Source organism: Brevundimonas sp. SPF441 (assembly GCF_009661015.1).
In the GTDB taxonomy this organism is placed as follows: Bacteria; Pseudomonadota; Alphaproteobacteria; order Caulobacterales; family Caulobacteraceae; genus Brevundimonas; species Brevundimonas vesicularis.
In genome coordinates, this window is sequence record NZ_WJWX01000018.1 from 48,948 (window position 1) to 62,697 (window position 13,750).

Here is a 13,750-nt window from a genome sequence, read left to right on the forward strand (position 1 = left end):
ATTCTTAACAGCCGCGTTAACGCCTCGACCTTCGTCGAACGGGAAAACTTCGCCGTAAAGCCGCCACAACCTGCGCGCTCAACTTCCAGTTACGGGCGCTGCGGGGGCGGTGAACGAGGGAGTGACCTTATGATGATCCGTGCTGCCGGTGGTCCCGGCTTGATCAGCCCGATCGACTTCGGGGAACGCAAGAAACCCATCCCGCGCTGGATGCTGGGCGCTATCGGCGTCTCCGTGGTCCTGCACGTTGCGGCGGGGGTGGCGCTTTATAATCAACGGTTCGAGCTGAGCGGGCTGACGCAACCCATCAAGCCCGACGACCCCATCGATGTCGTCTTCCAAAGGCTGCCGGAGCCCAAGCCGCTTCCGCCCACGGTTACGGCCGCCCCGCCGACGCCAATCCATAAGCCGGCGCTGACCGTTCCTGTCGATGTGCCGACAATCGCACTCACCCCGCCAGAGAATCTGACGAACACGGCGCCGCCCGGACAAGTGATCGTCAGCACCGCGCCCACCGGCGTCGAAGGCGGCACGGCGACGGTCGAGACGCCGCCTCGCCCGCCCTCGGTGATCAACAACCCGACCTGGGCCAGCCGCCCGTCGGCGGCTCAGATGGCGCGGGCCTATCCGAGCCGCGCCGCAGAGAACGGCATGCCAGGTTCCGCCAGCCTCAGCTGCGTGGTGCGGGTCGATGGCGGTCTGACCGGCTGTCGCGTCGTGGGTGAAACGCCCAGCGGCCAAGGCTTCGGCCGCGCCGCGCAGAGCCTGACGCGGTCGTTCCGCATGAACCCGCGCACCGTAGACGGCCGGCCTGTCGACGGCGCGACCGTCAACTTCACCGTCCGGTTCGCGATGGAGGGCTAGAACCGACTAGGGTCGAGGGCGCGGGCTTGTGGCGACGCCGTCCGCCCCTCGATCGCATCGGCCACCACGGCGCCGACCAAGGGCCCCAGCAACCAGCCATTTCGACGCGGCGCCAAGGCCATAAACAGACCCTCTTCACCAGGCGCCGCGCCCGCGAGCGGCAGACCATCCGCCGTCGCGCCGCGAATGCCGACGCGCCATTCGATAAACAGCGGCTCAGGCGACCGACCCAGCGCAGCCCAAGCCGCCTGGGTCAGGCGTTCGGACGCCTTGGCATCCGGCGCCGTATCCCGCCGCCCAGGCTCCATCGTCGCTCCGATGACCGCACCCGAGGCCATTGGCGCGACATAGGCGCCCGGCCCGCGCACAACATGATCGACAAGATGTCCGGCTGTCACGCCGATCTGTCCGCCGATCGGCTGAATCTCCTCGATCAAACGGCGCGCGGTCTCGGGCAGACCAATGATGGCGTCACCGGCGCCGGTGGCCAGCACGACCCCCTCCGCATCCAGCCACCGATCACCGACTTCGAGCCGCCAGCCGCCATCGATGCGGGCGATCGTCGTCACCGTCCCGGCTACGACAGCGTCACCCAGCGCTCGCCTTAGCGCCGCCAGAGCCTGTGTTGGCTCGACCTGATAATCGTCATCGGTCGTGACGCCGGCGCCATCGCGCCGCGCGTCGAAGCCCAGCGCGCGCAACCGCGCCTCCATCGCCCCCACATCTCCGCCTCGCCATTCGGCGGGTCGATGTGCCAGAGCGATGCCGGCGGCGTTAGCGAACTCGGGCCACAGGTCGCGCCCCGCCCGAAACAGCCGGGCATAATCGGGCGACACGTCATCGATGGCCGATTCCATCGCCGGGGCGATCATCCCCGCAGCCACGAGCGAGGCGTTCACCTCGCCCGGATCGACCACCAACACGGTCCGCCCGCGCCGATGCAGTTCGAACGCCGTGCAGAGGCCCAGCACGCCCGCGCCGATAATCACGATGGGAGAGGAAGACGTCACGGGCCGTCTGATCGACCCGCGACGCCCCTATTGCAAGATGGCTTTCGCCTATTCCGCCGCCATCGAGGCCGCGCCGGCGTCATCCAAACGCGCGACCAGGGCCGCGTGCTGGTTCCACAGGGCGGTCGGCAGTCGATCGCCGAACTGGCGATAGAAGTCGGGGATCAGCGCCGCCTCTTCGGCCCAGACGGCCGCATCCACGTCCAGCAGGGTCGACAACTGCGCCGGCGTCAGGTCCAGGCCTGACAGGTCCAAGGCCGTGACTGACGGCACGCGCCCGACCGCCGTATCGACCGCCTCGGCCTCGCCGTCGATGCGCTCGCTGATCCACTTCAGCACGCGCGCATTGTCGCCGAAACCGGGCCAGACGAAGCGGCCGTCCTGATCCTTTCTGAACCAGTTGACGAAGAAGATGCGCGGCAGTTTCGAGGCGTCTCGGCCCTGCCCCATCTTCAGCCAGTGGGCGAAATAGTCGCCCATGTTGTAGCCGCAGAACGGCAGCATGGCGAAGGGATCGCGGCGCAGTTCGCCCACCTTGTTCTCGGCCGCTGCGGTGCCCTCGGACGCCACTGTCGAGCCCATGAAGACGCCGTGCTCCCAATCGAAGGCTTCGGTCACCAGCGGCACTGCGCTGGCGCGGCGGCCGCCGAACAGGATCGCGTCGATCGGCACGCCCTTGGGATCTTCCCACTCCGGCGCGATGGCCGGGCATTGGCTGGCGGGCGCCGCGAAACGGGCGTTGGGGTGCGCGGCGGGTTCGCCGGACGCGGGATCGTGCGGACGGCCCTTCCAGTCGGTCAGACCTTCGGGCGTCTCCTTGGTCAGACCCTCCCACCAGACATCGCCATCGTTGGTCAGGGCGGTGTTGGTGAAGATGGTGTTGGAGGCCAGGGTCTCCAGCGCATTGTGATTGGTGTTGCGGCTGGTGCCGGGCGCGACGCCGAAGAAGCCGGCCTCAGGATTGACCGCATACAGTCGCCCGTCATCGCCGAACCGCATCCAGGCGATGTCGTCGCCGATGGTCTCGGCCTTCCAGCCCGGCAGGCTGGGCTGCAGCATGGCCAGGTTGGTCTTGCCGCAGGCGCTGGGGAAGGCGGCGGCGACGTATTTCGCCCTGCCCTTCGGATCCGTCAGCTTGAGGATCAGCATATGCTCGGCCAGCCATCCCTCATCGCGAGCCATGATCGAGGCGATGCGTAGGGCGTAGCATTTCTTGCCCAACAGGGCGTTGCCGCCATAGCCCGAGCCATAGGACCAGATTTCCCGCGTCTCGGGGAAATGCACGATCCATTTGTCGTCGTTGCAGGGCCAGGCCACGTCAGCCTGACCATCGGCCAGCGGCGCACCCAGCGTATGGACGGCCGGCACGAAGACGCCCGTTTCGCCCAACTGATCCAGCGCCCGCTTACCCATGCGGGTCATCACCCCCATCGACAGCGCGACATAGCCGCTGTCGGTGATCTCTACGCCCAGGGCGCTAATCTCGGATCCTAGCGGGCCCATGCAGAACGGGACGACATACATCGTCCGCCCGGCCATGCAGCCGTCGAACAGACCGTCTAGACGGGCGCGCATCTCGATCGGATCGGCCCAGTTGTTGGTCGGACCGGCGTCAGCCTCGTCGTCAGAGCAGATGAAGGTGCGGCTCTCCACGCGCGCGACGTCGCGGGGATCGGAGGCGGCGTAGTAGCAGCCCGGCCGCTTGGTCTGATCCAGCGCCTTCAGCGTGCCCTTGGCCAGCAAGTCGGCGGTGATGGCCTCTTTCTCGGCCTCGGAGCCGTCGCACCAATGGACCTTAGCGGGCTTGGTCAGGGCGGCGATCTGCTCGACCCAGGCGATCAGCCCAGCATGGGCGGTGGGCGCCAGACGCAATCCGGGCGTAGTGAGAATGGACAAGGGCGTCTCCTGAGCGAAAAGGTCCGACGATCTGACGCCGTCGTGGCCTTCAGTGCGTGACGATCACGCACTGTTACAAGCGAATTGCGCCGGGCCTGGATGATCGTCAAGTTGCGCAAAAAATGCACAAACAACCGGGCTTTCGCGGTGAGAAATCGCAGATGTGTTCGTCGCGTTTCGACGATACTTGGGAGGAATGAACAGCCTGGACTCCATCAGCGTCTTGCCGGACGGCGCACTGACATCACCCGCTGCGCGGCGCAACGCCGAGGCGATTCTTAGCGTGCTCCGCGCCCACCTGTCGGCGAGTGGATCGGTGCTCGAGATCGCGTCCGGATCGGGCGAACACGCCGCCGCCTTCGCCGCCGCCCTGCCGGATCTGGACTGGACGCCCAGCGACCCCAGCGATCAAGCCCGCGAAAGCATCACCGCCTGGAGCCGCCAGCTCGATCTGTCGAACCTGAAGCCGCCGTTGGCGCTCGACGCCGGCGATCACACGACATGGCCGTCCGACATGTTTGACGCCCTGTATTGTGCGAACATGACGCACATAAGCCCCTGGTCGGCGACCGAGGGGCTGATGGATCTGGCCGGTCGGGTCTTGCGACGGCCCGGCGGCCTGCTGGCGCTTTATGGCCCCTACCGCGAGGCCGAGGTTCCGCTGGCGGAGTCGAACGCGGCCTTCGACGCCAGCCTGAAGGCGCGAAACGTAGAATGGGGTCTGCGTGATCGCGAAGCGGTTGAGACCCTGGCCCGCTCGCATAGCCTTGCGGCCACGCTGCGGGTTCAGATGCCGGCGAACAACCTCATCCTGCTGTTCCGCGCCGTCTGATCACACGATCGCGCCGACCAGCTTGGACAGTTCGGCCCGCTCGTTCAGGAGGGTCACCCCCCCGTCCTTGAACACCGCGCCCTCAGCCTGGGCCGATAAGCCGAAGCTGTCGGCCGCCAGCGCAACGCCGTCCGCGAAGGCGATGACCGTCAGACCGTTGGCGCGCGCCAGATCGATCAGCGACCGCACGGCCGCCAACGACGCCTCATCCGTCGAACCGCCCGGAACGACCAAACCCTTCAGACGGCCTTCGGCGATGTCCTTGGCCGTTGCGGTGGCCAGTACGGTCACGCCGCCGGCGATCAAACTGGCGTCGCCCGTCGAGATCGGGGCCAAGCCCACGCCTTCGGCCCGCAACGCGCCCTCCACGTCGCCCAACTCGCCGAACGCCATGTCACGCCGCATCACCAGCCCCATGCGCAGACGGGTGGGAACAGGACGGTTGTAACCGGTGCGACGGGGGCCTGCGGAAGATTTGTTTTGAGCGAACAAGACGTCTCCTTGAGATGTTTCAATACTGATCCAGATCCGACAAGCGACGCTGTCGAACCACCCACGCCGATGACCAGAAAAATGAAAATCGACGGGTCCGACGCGTGTCGTCCCGCACTCTGGATCATTTGTGGAATGCAGGCAGATATAGTGACGATCCCGTCTGGATCAACCTGCCAGTTCAAACGGACCGGCCTTGCTAATCCTGAAAACGGCGATCCGCTTGCTCGCGATCCCACCCGGCTCTAGACAGCCGCATCGACTGCACGACGGAATCGCATGGCCTTCACCCGCATCTATGACGGCGACGAACCTGTTCGCGTGAACAAGTGGCTGGGCCAGACGGGCGTCTGTTCGCGGCGCGAGGCCGATACCCTGATCGCCAATGGTCTGGTCTCCATCGATGGCGAGACGATCAGCGACGCCGGCCGAAAGATTCAACCGGGCGAAACCCTGACCCTGAACGACACCGCCCAGGCGGCCTTGGCGACGGGCATGACCCTGGTGCTGCACAAGCCGATCGGTTATGTCTCGGGCCAGCCCGATCCCGGCAAGATCCCGGCCGTGCGACTGCTGAAGACGCCCAATCGTATCGGCGAGGGCGAGACGCCTGCCCGCGACGCCTCCCTGCCCCCCATCGGTCGGCTGGACGAAGATTCGCGCGGCCTGTTGCTTCTGTCGTCGGACGGCGTCGTCGCCAAGGCGGTGATCGGCCCGGCGTCGGAATTGGACAAGGAATATCTGGTCGTCGTCCAAGGCCAGATCACCGAAGGCAAGCTCGGCAAGCTGCGCCACGGCTTGTCGCTGAACGACAAGCCCCTGAAGCCCGCCCGCGTCACCCAGATCGAACCGCAACGCCTTCGCTTCGTCCTGACCGAGGGCAAGTATCGCCAGATCCGCCGCATGTGCGAACTGGTCGGTCTGGAAGTCGTGGATCTTTATCGCATCCGCATCGGCCCGCTGGAACTGGGCGACCTGCCCGAGGGTCGCTGGCGTCACCTGACCGATCAGGAACGCGCGATGCTGATCGCCGCCTCGACGACGCCTCCAGCGCCCTAATCGAGCGCCCTAATCGAGCGCTCTGAACCACCGGTCCAGCAGTTGGGCCTCCTCACGGCGCGCCTCGGTGCGCTCGGCGGCCTCCGCGTCCACGCCCCACTGCTCTTCCTGGAACAGCTCGTCGATCCGCGACAGGTCGAACGCTGCCCCGCCACCCAACGCGCCCTGCTCAACCGCTAGGGCCAGCACGGCCGACCCCAGCAGCGGCACTGCCGTCGCCAGCCCCGTCAGGCGGAAGTCGTCCAGCGACAGCGCATGCGTCTTGACCCGCGCAATGGCGTCAGGTGATTGCGGTCGATGCACGATGCCTTCAACCGGCTGCAGCGCCACGCCCATCTCGCGCGCGGCCCAATCGCGCCACGGCCCCCATTCCCGCGCCTGGCGCTCGACCAGCGGCGTCGGATGTTCGGCCAGATAGCAGACCACGTCCGATCCGGCATAGGCCGCGATCTCGTCCGCCACCGGCTCGCGCGCCTGACCGATCCGATCGATGGCGGTCGAGGCCAGCCGGGTCGCCGACATGGTCGACGGATCCAGAAACTGCCCTTGCGCCGCCCATTCGTCGGCGACCAACTGCGCCGCAGCCTGCGTCGGCAAGACCAGCGCCGCCTTGTCCGGCGTCTTTGGCGTGCGCCCGTCCAAAAGCACGGCCCAGCCACCGTCCGCATGCGGCCCGACGCCAGCCTCGGTCCAGAAGCGGGAGATGCGGTGTTCTGTCTCGCGGAACCCTTTGCGAGCGGCGACCATGGGGTCGAGCGGCGGGATATGGCTCATCGGAGTCTCTTCACACCCAGGAAGGGATCGTCTTCGGCCTCGTCCTCGGAGAAGCCGAAGTGGGCGAAGCCGGCTTTCATCTCGGGGCTCAAGGGAGCGGTGACCTTGAGAACGCCGCCGCGCGGGTGGTCCAGTTCGATGCTGCGGGCGTGAAGTTGCAGCTTCAGGGGGCCTGACAGTTCGCGCGATTTCTCGTCGCCGTATTTCGGATCGCCCAGGATCGGATGGCCGATCCCCGCCATATGGGCGCGGAGCTGATGCGTCCGGCCTGTGAAGGGGCGCAGCGCCATCCATGACGCCCGGTGCGAGGCGCGGCTGATGGTCGAGAACGCTGTTTCGGCCGGTTCGGCGCGCGGGTCCTTGCGCTCGGCCGGTCGCATCATTTCGAAGTCGTTGATGCCGGTCTTCTTCAGCGGCATGTCGATCTGACCCGAATAGGGTTTCGGATTGCCGATGACGATGGCCCAATAGGTCTTCTTGGCCTGCCGCCGCGCAAAGGCGCCCGCCAGTCGCTTGGCCGCCTCCGGCCCCTTGCCCAGCAGCAGGACGCCCGAGGTGTCGCGGTCCAGCCGGTGGACCAGGCGCGGTCGCTCCAATCCCTCGCCCCAGGCCGACAGCAGACGGTCCACGTGACGGCTCGTCTTGGTCCCGCCCTGCACCGCCAGGCCATGCGGCTTGTTCAGGGCGATCACCATGTCGTCTTCGTAAAGCACCAGCGACTTGGCGAAGGCGATGTCCCTTTCGGACAGGGTGTGGGCGTCCCCGGCCTGGCGAGAGGTGTCGTCGGGGATCGGCGGCACGCGCACGGCGGCGCCGGCGGTCAGCCGGCCTTCGGGTTTGATGCGGGCGCCGTCCACGCGGATCTGGCCGCTACGGGCCATCTTCTGCACCTGGATGTTGGACAGATGCGGCCAACGCCGACGGAACCAGCGATCCAGCCGGATGCCGTCCTCATCCTCGGCGACATAGATCGTCAGGACTTCGCGCTTGGGCGCGTCGGCTGCGGGCGGCTGATCGGTCAAGCGGAAACTCCAAAGGTGCGGCGGGCGACCATCAGGCCGACGAACAGTGCCGCGATGGCCAAAACCACCGAGCCGATCACATAGGCGGCGGCCAGGCCGATCTGGCGGCGCTCGATCATCTGCACCGCTTCCAGCGAATAGGACGAAAAGGTCGTGAACCCGCCCAACACGCCGACGGCGGCGAACAGGCGCACCATCTCCTGCTGCGCCCCGCCCCGGAACGCCAGCCAGCCGACGAGCAAACCCATCAGCAGACCGCCGGCGACGTTGGCGGCGAAGGTGGCCACGGGCCAGCCGGCATTGGGCGCGAGCCGCCCGGCGGCGAGGCCCAGGCCATAGCGCGCCATGGAGCCGATCGCCCCGCCTGCCGCAACGAGAAGAAAACGTGTCATCGTGCGGCGATATATACGCCGCCCGCGCCGAAAGCGATGGTCAGCGCGGGATGGAGCTCTGCACCGAACGTGCGTCATAGGCGTTCGGACGATCGGGCTTCTGGCCGCGTCCCAGAACGACTTCCAGCGTCGTCGAAGTCGGCTGCGGTCCGCTGAAGTTCAGACCAACGCCCACGCCGACGCCAGACGCCGAATAGCCACCATATCGGCTGCTGCCGCCGCCGATGGAGACGCTCGGGCTGACGCCGCCTGCGCCACCCGGCCTACCATCGGTCCAGCTCTGCGTCACCTCAAACCAGTCGTAGCCTTGTTCGGTGGTCAGGTCGGCGGCGCGCACCAGCGCCCAATCGGCGACAGGGCCCGCCGCGCCGACGCCGTTGTAGGTGACACGGTAGCGATTGGATTCGATCCGCTGCTCGGAATACCCCTGCCCGTTCGGCCCCATCTGGGCGCCATAGGGCGCCAAGCTGGCGCAGGCGGTCAGGGCCAGGGCGGAAAGACCGGTCAGGGCGAGGGCGAGACGCTTCATCAGAGGTATCCTTTCAACGACATAGCGCCAAAACGCGCACGGCGTTCCCTGAAGCGCCGGTGACCTAGAGACCCAACGCCGTCCTCAGCTTCGCGAAATCCTCGGGCGGCGGCGCTTCGACCGTCGTCGTCCCACCCTCGGGATGCGGAAAGGTCAGTTTGGCGGCATGCAGCATCAGACGCTGCGCAGGTCCAAAGGGCGTGGTCAAAGCGCCGCCGTAACGCACATCCCCGATCAACGGCCGACCGATATGGGCCATATGCACCCTTAACTGATGCATTCGCCCGGTCAGCGGCTCCAGCTCGACCACGGCCCCTTCCGGCCCCGCGGCCAGGGTCCGATAGCGGCTCTGCGACCCTTGCGCGCCCGGCGCGTCAAAGGCGACGACCCGCATATAGCTCTCGCGCCCGATCTCTTCGCGACGCAGCGGCGCGTCGATGGTCGCCGCCTTGGGCTCAGGCGCCGCCGACAGCAGGGCCAGATACTGTTTTCTGAAACGCCGCATCTGCAACGCCTTACCCAGAAAACTCGCCGCCGGCTTGGTCTTGGCCGCCAAGATCACACCCGAGGTGTCGCGGTCCAGCCGATGCACCAACTCCGGCCGCTTGCCGTTTGAGCGCGCGAACGCCCAAAGCAGGTCGTCCAGCGTATGGGCCTTGATCCGCCCGCCCTGGCTGGACAGGCCCGGCGGCTTTGAGAAGGCGATGACGTGCGCATCCTCGTGGATCACCCACGACCGAACGGCGGCGATATCATCGGATGAAAGATCGGCAGGAACGCGGGTCACGGCGCGTCCATACGCGACGGCGCGCCCTGCGTCAGCCCATCAGCGCAGCACGCCGCGTTTGCGCATATTGAACCCATAACCAAACAGCAGAATCGCAATCAGCAGGATGATGATGGGCATCCAGCTCATGGCCGCCAGTTCGGGCGGCGCCGGCGGCGGAGGATCGATCAGCTTGCTATAGATCAGGCTGATCAACGCGCCCAATAACGACAGGCCGAAAGCCGGAACCGCCCAGCGCCGGCGCAAAAGCAGCATCACCGAACCGATCACCGCACCCCAGACCCCCAGCGTCCACGGCACATACATCCAGCCGGGCATGGCCTGGTAATAGGCAACCATGGCGTCGTCGAAACCCGCCGCCCGCATGTAGGCCTCACCCCGCGTCGTGGTCTGGATGAAGTCTAACGCGCCGAACCCATTCCACAACAAAGACAACACGCCCACCAGCCACAGATGCCAGGGCGTTTTCACCGTCTCGATCATCGTCCCCTCCCAAGGATGTCAGGCCGGAACGCTAACCGCGTTGTCGATTGGCGACAATGAACGGCGTTCAGTCAGTCGCCGGACGCGTCCACCGTTAGCCGTGCTCGCATTTCGGCCCAGCGCCCCAAGCGCGCCTTGACCTTCTCTTCGTGGCCCTCGCCCTTCGGCTTGTAGAAGGTGCGACGGTCCATCTCGTCGGGGAAGAAGTTCGCGCCGGAGAAGCCCTCGGGCGTGTCGGGGTCGTATTGATAGCCCTTACCGTAGCCCAGCGACTTCATCAGCTTGGTCGGGGCATTGCGGATATGGGCGGGGGGCATAAGCGAGCCCGTCTCATAGGCCGCCTTCTTTGCCGCCTTGAACGCCTCATAGACCCCGACCGACTTGGGCGCCGTCGCCAGATGCACCACCGCCTGAGCTAGAGCCAGTTCGCCCTCGGGACTCCCCAGGAAATCGTAGGTGTCCTTGGCCGCGTTGGCGACCAGGATCGACAGCGGATCGGCCTCGCCGATGTCCTCGACCGCCATCCGCACGATCCGACGCGCCAGATAAAGCGGATCCTCCCCCCCGTTCAGCATGCGCGCCAGCCAATAGAGCGCTGCGTCGGGGTCGGATCCCCGAACCGATTTATGCAGGGCGGATATGAGGTTGTAGTGTTCTTCTCTCGACTTGTCGTAGGCGGGCGCCCGGCGTTGCAGGACGCCCGCCAGTCCCTGCACGTCCAGCTTTTCGCCTTCAGGCAGGTCGAACAGCACCTCCGACATGGTCAGCAGATACCGCCCGTCGCCGTCGGCCAAGGCCAGCATCGCCTGCCGGGCCTCCGGCGTCAGCGGCAGGGTCCGGTCCATATGCGTCTCGGCCCGGCTCAGCAGCTGATCCAATGCCGCGTCGTCCAGCCGCTTCAGCACATAGACCTGACTGCGCGACAGCAAGGCGCCGTTCAACTCGAAGCTGGGGTTCTCCGTCGTGGCCCCGACCAGGGTCACCACGCCTGCCTCGACGAACGGCAAAAAGCCGTCCTGCTGGGCGCGGTTGAAGCGGTGGATCTCATCGACGAACAGCAGCGTGCTCTGTCCGGCCGCACGCCGCATCCGCGCCGCCTCGAACGCCTTCTTCAGATCGGCGACGCCCGAAAACACCGCGCTGATAGCCTGATACTCATAGCCCGCGGCCTGGGCCAGCAGGCGCGCGATCGTGGTCTTGCCCGTCCCCGGCGGTCCCCACAGGATCATCGACCCCAACCGCCCCGCCTCGATCATGCGCCGGATCGGCCCGCCTGGCCCCAGCAGATGATCCTGCCCCACCACCTCGTCCAGCGTGCGCGGACGCAGGCGGTCGGCCAAGGGGGCGTCGGGGGGCAGAATGCCGGAGGCTTCGAACAGGTCGCTCATGGGTGCGACCTATGTAGGCGTTCGCCAAAGGCTTTTCACGCGTTAGTATGGCGAACCGCCACGGAGACCGCACCATGACCGACGCCAATCCGAACCAGGGTCCGACTTCTGGCGTGACACCCCACCTTACCATCCCGTCGCGCGGCGCCTCTGCGGCGATCGATTTCTATATCATCGCCTTCGGGGCCGAGGTGTTGGACCGCCGTCTCGCCGACGACGGCGAGCGGCTGATGCACGCCCACCTGAGGATCAACGGCGCCAGCGTCATGTTGAATGACGAATTTCCAGAATACGGCGGTTCGCAGGATGTGCGGCCCGCCGGCGTGACCCTGCATCTTCAGGTCGCTGATCCCGACGCCTGGTGGACGCGCGCCATGATCGTCGGCGGCGCGGAACCTGTGCTGGACATGGCCGATCAGTTCTGGGGCGACCGCTACGGCGTCCTGCGCGACCCCTTCGGCCACACCTGGTCGATCGGCGGGCCGACGAAGGCCTGACGACCTATCTCAGCACGCCGCGAATCTGACGGCCGCCACGGTTGACGACGACCTCCCACGGGCCGCGACCGGAACTGGCGGCCTCGACATCGCGGGCCGAGCCGATGGCGCGGCCATTGATGCTGACGATCAGATCGTTCTGACGGAATCCCGCACGCGCCGCATAGCCGCGCCCGGACACGCCGGTCACGATGACGCCCGTCGCGAACGGATCGCCGCCCAGGCGGTCTGCCAGAGCAGGGCTGAGCGCGACGACCTCGGCGCCGGCGAAGGGGCCGGACTGGATCGTCACCCCTTGCTTCGGATCGGCGTCGCCCGGCAGGGTCTGAACCCGCGCCGTCACGGTCTGCGCCCGACCGTCGCGCAGGATGGACACCTGCACTTGATCGTTCGGATTGCGCGAGCCGACGCGGTAGTTCAGCCCGTTCTGGTCGTTGATCTCCTGACCATCGACGGCGGTGATGACGTCGCCCTGACGAATGCCGGCGCGCGCGGCCGGACCGTTTGCGTAGACGTCGGTGACGACCAGCCCCTGCGGTCGGCTCAGGCCCAGGCTGCCGGCGATGTCGCCAGTCACAGTATCGCCCTTCACGCCCAGCCACGGCCGAACCACAGCCGTCGCGCCGCCCACTGCGCTGTCGACCACCCGCTTGACCATGGCCGCCGGCACCGCGAACCCGACCCCGGCCGAGGAGCCCGAGCGCGAAAAGATGGCGGTGTTGATGCCGATCAGGTCGCCGTCCATGTCCACCAGCGCCCCGCCCGAGTTGCCGGGATTGATGGCCGCATCGGTCTGGATGAAGGACCCGCTGTCGGAAATGCCGGTCTCGGTCCGGTTCAGAGCCGAAATGATGCCGTTCGTCACCGTCTGACCCACGCCGAACGGATTGCCGATGGCCAGGACCAGATCGCCGACCTGCTGCTCTTCCTGATCGTCGATGGCCAGCACCGGCAACCGGTCGCTGACGTTCTCCAGCCTCAGCACGGCGATGTCGCTGCGCTCGTCGGCCAGAATGACGGTGGCGGGAAACTCGCGCCGGTCGTTCAGCACGACCTTGATCTGCTGGGCGCCGTCGATGACGTGGTTGTTGGTCACCACGATCCCGTCCGAACGGACGATGACGCCAGAACCGACTGATTCCGCCACCCGCGCCTGGGGAATGCCGCCGCCGAAGAATTGGAAGAAGGGATCAGCCTGCACCCGCTGCACACTGCGCGCCGAGATATTGACCACAGCCGGCGCCGCCGATCGCACCACGGGCGCGAAGCTGGACTTCATTCCCGCCGCATCGGCCGGGGCAGTTCGTGTCGGCTGTGCGAACTCGCCCTCCTGCGCCTTTGAATTCGAGGGATTGCCGCACGCCGACAGGGCGAAGGCGGCGGCGAGCACGATCGATCGGGTCTTCATGGGCATCCGAAACTGGGGCATCCGGGACTGGCAAGCGTAGAATGACGCCATTCCGCACCCGGTTTCGGGCCGGATCAAGGCGTGTGCGCGGCATCAACGGAAAAGCGGGACAGGCCGTTCCGCCCGGCGGCGAACGCAAGATTGTCAACGTCTTCGACCTTGACGCCTTGCACCCTGCGTCGGACTGTCGCGGCTCCCCCAGTCGCCTGAAGAGTCCTCGATGATCCGTTCTTGCCTGCGCGCCGCTCCACTCGGCCTCGCCCTCCTATTGGCCTCGACCGCCCCGGCCGCCCTGGCGCAGCAGGCCTCGACCACCC

At 66.7% G+C, this 13,750-nt stretch carries 15 protein-coding genes; 4 read left to right on the plus strand and 11 right to left on the minus strand.

Annotation, left to right across the window (positions count from 1 at the left end; translation table 11 throughout):
• Positions 1-129: 129 nt before the first annotated feature.
• The gene (locus tag GGC30_RS11250; RefSeq protein WP_153924099.1) at positions 130-864 is read left to right on the plus strand and encodes a TonB family protein; all 735 of its coding nucleotides are present in this window, start codon (positions 130-132) and stop codon (positions 862-864) included.
• Here GGC30_RS11250 and GGC30_RS11255 read toward each other — a convergent pair.
• The gene (locus GGC30_RS11255; protein WP_370451959.1) at positions 861-1,874 is read right to left on the minus strand and encodes an NAD(P)/FAD-dependent oxidoreductase; all 1,014 of its coding nucleotides are present in this window, start codon (positions 1,872-1,874) and stop codon (positions 861-863) included. The two genes, GGC30_RS11250 and GGC30_RS11255, sit on opposite strands and share 4 nt — an antisense overlap.
• 48 nt (positions 1,875-1,922) lie before the next feature.
• A complete protein-coding gene (locus tag GGC30_RS11260) occupies positions 1,923-3,770 on the minus strand; it encodes a phosphoenolpyruvate carboxykinase (GTP) (protein ID WP_228763711.1) in 1,848 nt (615 codons plus the stop codon).
• A gap of 196 nt (positions 3,771-3,966) precedes the next feature.
• Between GGC30_RS11260 and GGC30_RS11265 the strand changes: the two genes are divergently transcribed.
• Positions 3,967-4,602 carry a DUF938 domain-containing protein gene (locus GGC30_RS11265; protein ID WP_153924101.1) on the plus strand — a complete coding sequence of 212 codons (636 nt, stop codon included), beginning with the start codon at positions 3,967-3,969 and terminating at the stop codon, positions 4,600-4,602.
• Here the strand turns inward: GGC30_RS11265 and GGC30_RS11270 are convergent, their stop codons facing one another.
• A complete protein-coding gene (locus GGC30_RS11270) occupies positions 4,603-5,094 on the minus strand; it encodes a hypothetical protein (RefSeq protein WP_228763712.1) in 492 nt (163 codons plus the stop codon).
• A gap of 279 nt (positions 5,095-5,373) precedes the next feature.
• On the opposite strand from GGC30_RS11270, the gene GGC30_RS11275 reads away from it, so the two are divergent.
• On the plus strand, positions 5,374-6,153 hold the full coding sequence (locus tag GGC30_RS11275; protein ID WP_153924103.1) for a pseudouridine synthase: 780 nt from the start codon (positions 5,374-5,376) through the stop codon (positions 6,151-6,153).
• Positions 6,154-6,162: 9 nt separating this feature from the next.
• Here the strand turns inward: GGC30_RS11275 and GGC30_RS11280 are convergent, their stop codons facing one another.
• From GGC30_RS11280 to GGC30_RS11310, 7 genes are all read right to left on the minus strand, one after another.
• Positions 6,163-6,927, minus strand: a complete 765-nt coding sequence (locus tag GGC30_RS11280) for an ATP12 family chaperone protein (RefSeq protein ID WP_153924105.1) — start codon at positions 6,925-6,927, stop codon at positions 6,163-6,165.
• Positions 6,924-7,949, minus strand: a complete 1,026-nt coding sequence (locus GGC30_RS11285) for an RluA family pseudouridine synthase (protein WP_153924107.1) — start codon at positions 7,947-7,949, stop codon at positions 6,924-6,926. Before GGC30_RS11285 ends, GGC30_RS11280 begins: the two co-directional genes overlap by 4 nt.
• Complete coding sequence (gene crcB, locus GGC30_RS11290; protein WP_153924108.1) at positions 7,946-8,341, minus strand: fluoride efflux transporter CrcB; 396 nt, start codon at positions 8,339-8,341, stop codon at positions 7,946-7,948. The genes GGC30_RS11285 and crcB overlap by 4 nt, the downstream gene beginning before the upstream one ends.
• A 40-nt stretch (positions 8,342-8,381) precedes the next feature.
• Positions 8,382-8,870, minus strand: coding sequence for a hypothetical protein (locus GGC30_RS11295; protein ID WP_153924110.1), 489 nt, complete (start codon positions 8,868-8,870; stop codon positions 8,382-8,384).
• A gap of 64 nt (positions 8,871-8,934) precedes the next feature.
• Positions 8,935-9,657, minus strand: coding sequence for an RluA family pseudouridine synthase (locus GGC30_RS11300; protein ID WP_370451960.1), 723 nt, complete (start codon positions 9,655-9,657; stop codon positions 8,935-8,937).
• A gap of 39 nt (positions 9,658-9,696) precedes the next feature.
• Positions 9,697-10,140, minus strand: a complete 444-nt coding sequence (locus tag GGC30_RS11305) for a hypothetical protein (protein ID WP_153924112.1) — start codon at positions 10,138-10,140, stop codon at positions 9,697-9,699.
• A 71-nt stretch (positions 10,141-10,211) separates the two neighbouring features.
• On the minus strand, positions 10,212-11,528 hold the full coding sequence (locus tag GGC30_RS11310) for a replication-associated recombination protein A (RefSeq protein WP_153924114.1): 1,317 nt from the start codon (positions 11,526-11,528) through the stop codon (positions 10,212-10,214).
• Between the two features lie 74 nt (positions 11,529-11,602).
• Between GGC30_RS11310 and GGC30_RS11315 the strand changes: the two genes are divergently transcribed.
• Complete coding sequence (locus tag GGC30_RS11315; RefSeq protein WP_153924116.1) at positions 11,603-12,025, plus strand: VOC family protein; 423 nt, start codon at positions 11,603-11,605, stop codon at positions 12,023-12,025.
• A 4-nt stretch (positions 12,026-12,029) separates the two neighbouring features.
• On the opposite strand, the gene GGC30_RS11320 is transcribed toward GGC30_RS11315, so the two are convergent.
• A complete protein-coding gene (locus GGC30_RS11320; RefSeq protein WP_153924123.1) occupies positions 12,030-13,433 on the minus strand; it encodes a Do family serine endopeptidase in 1,404 nt (467 codons plus the stop codon).
• Positions 13,434-13,750 lie beyond the last annotated feature (317 nt).

Excerpts from the sequence above, each read along its gene's own strand:
- GGC30_RS11250 (WP_153924099.1), top strand. The coding sequence starts at position 130 with ATGATGATCCGTGCTGCCGGTGGTCCCGGCTTGATCAGCCCGATCGAC.
- GGC30_RS11265 (WP_153924101.1), top strand. The coding sequence starts at position 3,967 with ATGAACAGCCTGGACTCCATCAGCGTCTTGCCGGACGGCGCACTGACA.
- GGC30_RS11275 (WP_153924103.1), top strand. The coding sequence starts at position 5,374 with ATGGCCTTCACCCGCATCTATGACGGCGACGAACCTGTTCGCGTGAAC.
- GGC30_RS11280 (WP_153924105.1), bottom strand. The coding sequence starts at position 6,927 with ATGAGCCATATCCCGCCGCTCGACCCCATGGTCGCCGCTCGCAAAGGG.
- crcB (WP_153924108.1), bottom strand. The coding sequence starts at position 8,341 with ATGACACGTTTTCTTCTCGTTGCGGCAGGCGGGGCGATCGGCTCCATG.
- GGC30_RS11295 (WP_153924110.1), bottom strand. The coding sequence starts at position 8,870 with ATGAAGCGTCTCGCCCTCGCCCTGACCGGTCTTTCCGCCCTGGCCCTG.
- GGC30_RS11305 (WP_153924112.1), bottom strand. The coding sequence starts at position 10,140 with ATGATCGAGACGGTGAAAACGCCCTGGCATCTGTGGCTGGTGGGCGTG.
- GGC30_RS11310 (WP_153924114.1), bottom strand. The coding sequence starts at position 11,528 with ATGAGCGACCTGTTCGAAGCCTCCGGCATTCTGCCCCCCGACGCCCCC.
- GGC30_RS11315 (WP_153924116.1), top strand. The coding sequence starts at position 11,603 with ATGACCGACGCCAATCCGAACCAGGGTCCGACTTCTGGCGTGACACCC.
- GGC30_RS11320 (WP_153924123.1), bottom strand. The coding sequence starts at position 13,433 with ATGAAGACCCGATCGATCGTGCTCGCCGCCGCCTTCGCCCTGTCGGCG.